Consider the following 6,000-nt stretch of genomic DNA (forward strand, 5'->3'; position numbering starts at 1 on the left):
AGGTGTGCGGTCTGTCTGATGGCGGCGGCCGGGGCGGCGCTGGGGCCGTCGGTCGGTTCCGCCCACGGTTCGTCGGCGCCCGAGGTCCCGCCGTCCGTGACCGCGGCGGCCCCCGGGGCCCCGAGCTCCGCCGCCACGACCCCTCCGTCCTCCTCGTCCTCTCCGCCGCCCGTCCCGTCAGGCTCCGCGTCCCCCTCGGCACTCCCTTCCGCCCTGCCCGTACCGTCCGGCGTCCCGGTCCCGGGAGCGTCGGGGTCCGGGGCACCGGGGTCGGGACCGGCCCCGTCCGCCCCGGCGACGGCCGGGCACAGCGCGCAGGCCCCCGCCGGGGCCGGGTCCGGAGCCGGGCCCGAGGCGCAGGCCGAGGCCGACGCTACGGAGTCGTCCTCCCCTTCCGCTTCGCCCGACGTGTCCGGGTCGACCGCCCCCCTGGCCGGACGCGAGGCCGGGGCCGGCAAGGCGCGTCCCGGGCGTTCGCTGTCGCCGCTGGAGTTGGCGCGGGCCGAGGAGCCCGTCGAGGAGGAGCCGTCCGAGGAGACCGACGAAGGCCTCGCGGACCCCGTTGACCTGCCCGTTTCCACTCCGCCGCCCGACGCGTTCACCGATCCGGGGCAGCGGTCCGGGCAGGCGCTGGACGCCGCGGCCGTACAGCGGGTGCAGCAGGTCTCGCTCGGTACGGGCATCGCTCTGGTCGGGCTGGGGCTCGGCTTCCTCGCGTTCCGTATGCGCCGGGCGAACTGAGCGTCGCCGCCCCCGTTCTCCGACCGCGTCCCACCCGCATCCCGCCCCGCATCCCCCCCTCGGACGGGACTTGCCAGGACGAACATACTCGGTATACATACTCAGTATGTCCATTCGCCACGGCCTGCTGGCCCTGCTGGAGCGGGGCCCTCGTTACGGGTCACAGCTCCGCACCGAGTTCGAGTCGCGCACCGGTGCCACCTGGCCCCTGAACGTCGGGCAGGTCTACACGACGCTCAGCCGCCTGGAGCGCGACGGCCTGATCGTCCAGGACGGCTCGGACGACTCCGGGCACGACCTGTACGCGATCACCGACGACGGTCGCACGGAACTGCGTACGTGGTTCGGGACGCCGGTGGACCGCACCAGTCCGCCCCGCGACGAACTGGCCATCAAGCTCGCCATGGCCGTGGGCGCACCGGGTGTCGACATCCGGGAGGTCATCCAGTCCCAGCGCCGCCACACGCTCAAGGCGATGCAGGACTACACCCGGCTCAAGGCCCAGGCCCTGGCCGACGTCCCGGCCGACCGGGACGAGGTCGCCTGGCTGCTCGTCGTGGAACAGCTGATCTTCCAGGCCGAGGCCGAGCCCCGCTGGCTCGACCACTGCGAGTCCCGGCTCGTCCGCCTCGCCGAGGCCGCCGCCACCGAGCCCTCCGCCGAGCCCGGCCCCGCGCCCGCCCGCGGTCCGGCCCGCTCGATCGCCGACCGGGCCCGCGCCAAGCGCTGACCCCGCCGCGCACATCCCCGGCCGGCGCCGGTACCGCCGTCGCCCGTAACCCGGGCGGTGCCCATCCCGGCTCCCGCATCAGCCACCACTCGGGCGGCGCGCCCGTCCCGGATCCGCCGCCCGCACCCGACCCAGTCCGTTTCCAGGGGGGAACCACCCACCATGCCCGCGTCCACCACACCGCCGCCCCCGGCGTCCTCCGGGACGCCCGGCGGCAGCCCCGTACTCGAACTGCGGGCGCTGACCCGTACCCATGGCTCCGGCATCGCCGAGGTGCACGCCCTGCGCGGGATCGACCTCTCCGTGTACCCGGGCGAACTGGTCGCCGTGATGGGCCCCTCCGGCTCCGGCAAGTCCACCCTGCTGACCCTGGCCGGCGGGCTCGACACCGCCACCAGCGGCCAGGTCGTCATCGAGGGCCAGGACATCTCCGCCCTCGGCCCCAAGGGCATGGCCGCCCTGCGCCGCCGCAGCGTCGGCTACGTCTTCCAGGACTACAACCTCATCCCCGCCCTGACCGCCGCCGAGAACATCGCGCTGCCCCGCGAACTCGACGGTGTCTCCGTGCGCAAGGCCCGCAAGGAAGCCCTCGCCGCGCTGGCCGAGATGAAGCTGGCGGAGATCGCCGACCGCTTCCCCGACGAGATGTCCGGCGGCCAGCAGCAGCGTGTCGCCATCGCCCGCGCCCTCGTCGGGGACCGCCGTCTCGTGCTCGCCGACGAGCCGACCGGAGCGCTCGACTCGGAGACCGGCGAGGCCGTGCTCGCCCTGCTCCGCACCCGCTGCGACCAGGGCGCGGCAGGGGTGATGGTGACGCACGAGCCCCGGTACGCGGCCTGGGCCGACCGGGTCGTGTTCCTCCGGGACGGCTCGATCGTCGACCAGACGGTGACCACGGGAGCCGACTCCCTGCTCGCCGCCGGAACCACCGGGGCAGACGCGTGAACCCTCTCCCCGGCTGGCGCGCAGCCTTCCGCATAGCCCGGCGCGACGCCGTACGGGCCAAGGGCCGCAGCGCCCTGGTCGTCGCGATGATCGCCCTGCCGGTCCTCGGGGTGACGGCCGCCGACCTCACCTACCGCAGCGCCCTGCCCACCAAGGCCGAGGAGCTGACGGCCGATCTGGGGTCGGCCGACGCCCGGTACCGGGATCAGGGGCTGGGGCCGGTCCGGCTGGAGCAGATGCCCGACGCGAACCTCTGGGGGACGTACGAGGACTCCCCGGACCTGCTCCCGCAGGCCGAGCGCAAGTCCGTCGACGTACCGGCGACCTTCCCGGAGGGTTCGCGGTACCTCACCGAGCGTTCCGTGCCCGCGTCCGTGACGACACGGCACGGGATCGCCGACGCCCGGATCACCGAACTGCGCATCGGGGATCCCCTGTTGCGCGGCCGGATCGAGCTGACCGACGGGGCGTTCCCGAAGGCCGCGGACGAGATCGCGGCGACCGAGGCGTTCATCGAGGCCTCCGGGCTGTCCGTCGGCGACCGTGTCACCGTGCGCGGGCCCCAGCAGCACTACACCCTCGTCGGTGCGGTGGAACTGCCTGCCGAGCTGAAGCAGAAGTCCCTGTTCGCCCTTCCGGGCGCGGTGATCGCCCCGTGGAAGAAGTCCTCGGACGACGACAAGGAGATCCTGCCGCCCCAGGCCGACAAGCTGGAGTGGCTGGTCCAGGGACCGCCCGGGGAAGGCGTGACCTGGCCGGACGTGCTCGCCGCCAACGAGAAGGGCGTGGTGGTCGCATCCCGGCAGGTCGTCCTCGACCCGCCGCCCGACTCCGAGATCCCCATGGCCGCGCAGATGGGCGACTTCGGCGACGGCAGCGCCGAGCTGGCCGCGGCAGCCGTGACCGTGGCCGCCATGGCCGTCCTGGAGATCGTGCTGCTGGCCGGTCCGGCGTTCGCCGTGGGCGCCCGCCGTTCGCGTCGGCAGCTGGGTCTGGTCGGCTCGTGCGGCGGCAGCCGGGGCCAGGTCCGGGCCGTGGTGCTCGCGGGCGGCGCGGTGCTCGGCGGGGTCGGCGCGGTGGCCGGTGTCGGCGCCGGGTTCGGGCTGACCACTCTGTTCCGGCCGATGATCGAGGACTTCACCGGCCGCCGATTCGGCGAGCTGACCGTGCAGCCCTGGGAGATCCTCGGCATCGCCCTGCTCGGACTGGTCACCGGCGTCCTCGCCGCGCTCGCCCCGGCGATCGTCGCGGGCCGTCAGTCGGTCCTGGAGTCGCTCAGCGGCCGGCGCGGCACCCGCCGAAGCTCCCGTGTGCTGCCCGTCGTCGGCGTCATCGCCCTCGCGGCCGGAGTCGCCGTCGCCGTCTACGGCGGGATCAGCGGCGACACCACGTTCGTCGCCGGTGGATCCGTCCTCGCCGAACTGGGCGTCCTCGGCTGCATCCCGGTGATCGTCGGCCTCCTCGGCCGGCTCGGGCGGCGGCTCCCGCTGACGCCCCGCATCGCCCTGCGGGACGCGGCCCGCAACCGGGGCCGGACCGCACCCGCCGTCGCCGCGGTGATGGCGGCCGTCGCGGGCAGCGTCGCCATCGCCACGTACACCAGCAGCAGCAGCGCCGAGGAGGAGTACCGGCACCAGCCGAACCTCACGTCCGGCGTCGCAGCGCTGAGCACCACCGATACGGCCGGGAAGGCCGAACTGCCCCGTGCACGGGCGGCCGTCGAGCAGAACCTGCCCGTCAGCGGCGACCGCGCCGACATCGGACGCGTGTGGGCGGGCAGCGACTGCTTCGTGTACTACGAGGAGGAGAACGGCTGCGGCACCCTGGAGCTCGTCAAGCCCACCGGCAAGGCTCACTCCTGCCCCCTGAAGGGCGAAGGTGCGAGGGAACTCGCCCCCAGGCTCTCGGCCGAGGAGCACAAGCGGCTGATGAACTCCCCGGCCTGCATGGACGAGAACTTCACCATGACGTCGTTCAACATCGACAGCAACAAGATCGTCGTCGGGGACGCGGCCCTGCTCACCTCGTACGTGAAGCTCGACGACCCGGCGGCGGCGAAGGCCCTGGCCGAGGGCACCCCCGTCCTGCTGAACTCGTCGTACGCGAAGAACGGCGAGGTCACCGTCAAGGCCGCGCACATCTACAACGACCGCGACAGGAAGAACCGGGACCGGCACCCCGGCAAGGCCGTCACCACCACCGAGCAGCTGAAGGTGTACGTCGCACCGGACCGCTACGCGGCGACCCCGAGCATCCGCATGGTCATGCCGCAGCGAACCGCGGACCGGCTCGGTCTGTACTCCGAGGAGATAGGCAGCGTCTACCCGCTGGACAGCGAGCCGACGGACGCCGAGAGGCAGGCGGTCGACGCGGCGATCAAGCTCACCGGCGACAACACGTACGTGATGACGGCGAACTCCATGCGGCAGGGGGACGACGCGGCGATCCTGCTGATCCTCGCCCTCTTCGCCGGTGTGGTGACCCTGGGCGCGGCGGCCATCACCACCGGGCTGTCCAAAGCCGACGCGGAGGCCGACCTGACCACCCTCAGCGCGGTGGGCGCGCCCCCGGGCGTACGGCGTTCGCTGTCCGGCTTCCAGTGCCTGGTCGTGGCCCTGACCGGGGTCCTGCTGGGAACGGCGGCGGGGCTCGTGCCCGCGGTCGCCCTGCGCCTGACCGACCTGCGCGCGGCGCTGGAGGCGATGCGCGAGGACCCGATGCAGTCGGCGTACACGCCGATCGTGATGCCGTGGGAGACCATCGGGCTGCTGGCGCTGGTCGTCCCGGTGCTCGCCGGACTGCTCGCCGCCGGCCTCACCAGCTCCCGGCTGACCCTGGCCCGGCGCGCGGGCTGAACGGCACATTCAGGTCTCCCGGAAGGGTTCCAGTGCCCCCGAAGACGGTGGATCTTCCGTTTTCGGGGGCACCAACGTGGTGTACGGCACGTGTGCGAGACAATGGCGGCATGGAAATGCCGAGGAATGACCGGTCGCAGGAGCATCCGCAGGTCCTTGTCGTGGGCCAGGACGGAATGGCTATCGGCGGCGGTGCCAGTGACGACGAGTCGCGCGAGGTCCCGGTGACGGAAATGGTGGAACAGCCCGCGAAGGTCATGCGCATCGGCAGCATGATCAAGCAGCTTCTGGAGGAAGTCAGGGCGGCTCCTCTCGACGAGGCGAGCCGGGTCAGGCTGAAGGAGATCCACGCCAGCTCCGTGAAGGAGCTGGAGGACGGTCTGGCACCCGAGCTGGTCGAGGAGCTGGAGCGGCTCTCCCTGCCGTTCACCGAGGAGTCGGTGCCCTCCGAGGCCGAGCTGCGGATCGCCCAGGCGCAGCTCGTGGGCTGGCTGGAGGGGCTCTTCCACGGCATCCAGACGGCGCTGTTCGCCCAGCAGATGGCGGCCCGCGCCCAGCTGGAGCAGATGCGTCGCGCCCTGCCGCCCGGCACGGTCCACGAGGACGAGGAAGGCGGCGCGGACCCGCACGGCCCGATCCGTTCGGGCCCGTATCTGTAACCCTCACCCGCGCCCGGAGACCGAGGACCGACCGCGAGGGGCCCGGCGGCACACCGTGTGGTGTGCCGCC

5 protein-coding genes are annotated in these 6,000 nt (G+C 73.2%); all 5 read left to right on the forward strand.

The genetic code is table 11. The annotated features are described in order from the left end of the window. Window positions 1-408: 408 nt before the first annotated feature. The 5 genes from JS521_RS37355 to JS521_RS04290 all read left to right on the forward strand — a co-directional run bounded on the left by JS521_RS37355 (window position 409) and on the right by JS521_RS04290 (window position 5,930). A complete protein-coding gene (locus JS521_RS37355) occupies window positions 409-741 on the forward strand; it encodes a hypothetical protein (protein ID WP_307847766.1) in 333 nt (110 codons plus the stop codon). Window positions 742-847: 106 nt separating this feature from the next. Beyond that, complete coding sequence (locus tag JS521_RS04275) at window positions 848-1,471, forward strand: PadR family transcriptional regulator (RefSeq protein WP_205081364.1); 624 nt, start codon at window positions 848-850, stop codon at window positions 1,469-1,471. A 162-nt stretch (window positions 1,472-1,633) separates the two neighbouring features. After that, window positions 1,634-2,416 carry an ABC transporter ATP-binding protein gene (locus tag JS521_RS04280; protein ID WP_205081365.1) on the forward strand — a complete coding sequence of 261 codons (783 nt, stop codon included), beginning with the start codon at window positions 1,634-1,636 and terminating at the stop codon, window positions 2,414-2,416. After that, window positions 2,413-5,271: an FtsX-like permease family protein gene (locus JS521_RS04285; protein ID WP_205081366.1), complete on the forward strand. Its 2,859-nt coding sequence runs from the start codon at window positions 2,413-2,415 to the stop codon at window positions 5,269-5,271. The genes JS521_RS04280 and JS521_RS04285 overlap by 4 nt, the downstream gene beginning before the upstream one ends. A gap of 110 nt (window positions 5,272-5,381) precedes the next feature. After that, window positions 5,382-5,930: a bacterial proteasome activator family protein gene (locus JS521_RS04290; RefSeq protein WP_012380119.1), complete on the forward strand. Its 549-nt coding sequence runs from the start codon at window positions 5,382-5,384 to the stop codon at window positions 5,928-5,930. Window positions 5,931-6,000: the final 70 nt, after the last annotated feature.

Source organism: Streptomyces durocortorensis (assembly GCF_016901035.1).
Classification (GTDB): Bacteria; Actinomycetota; Actinomycetes; order Streptomycetales; family Streptomycetaceae; genus Streptomyces; species Streptomyces durocortorensis.

What these genes read in the sequence shown, in the direction of transcription:
- JS521_RS04280 (WP_205081365.1), top strand. Translation starts at nt 1,634, where the DNA reads ATGCCCGCGTCCACCACACCGCCGCCCCCGGCGTCCTCCGGGACGCCC.
- JS521_RS04275 (WP_205081364.1), top strand. Translation starts at nt 848, where the DNA reads ATGTCCATTCGCCACGGCCTGCTGGCCCTGCTGGAGCGGGGCCCTCGT.
- JS521_RS04290 (WP_012380119.1), top strand. Translation starts at nt 5,382, where the DNA reads ATGGAAATGCCGAGGAATGACCGGTCGCAGGAGCATCCGCAGGTCCTT.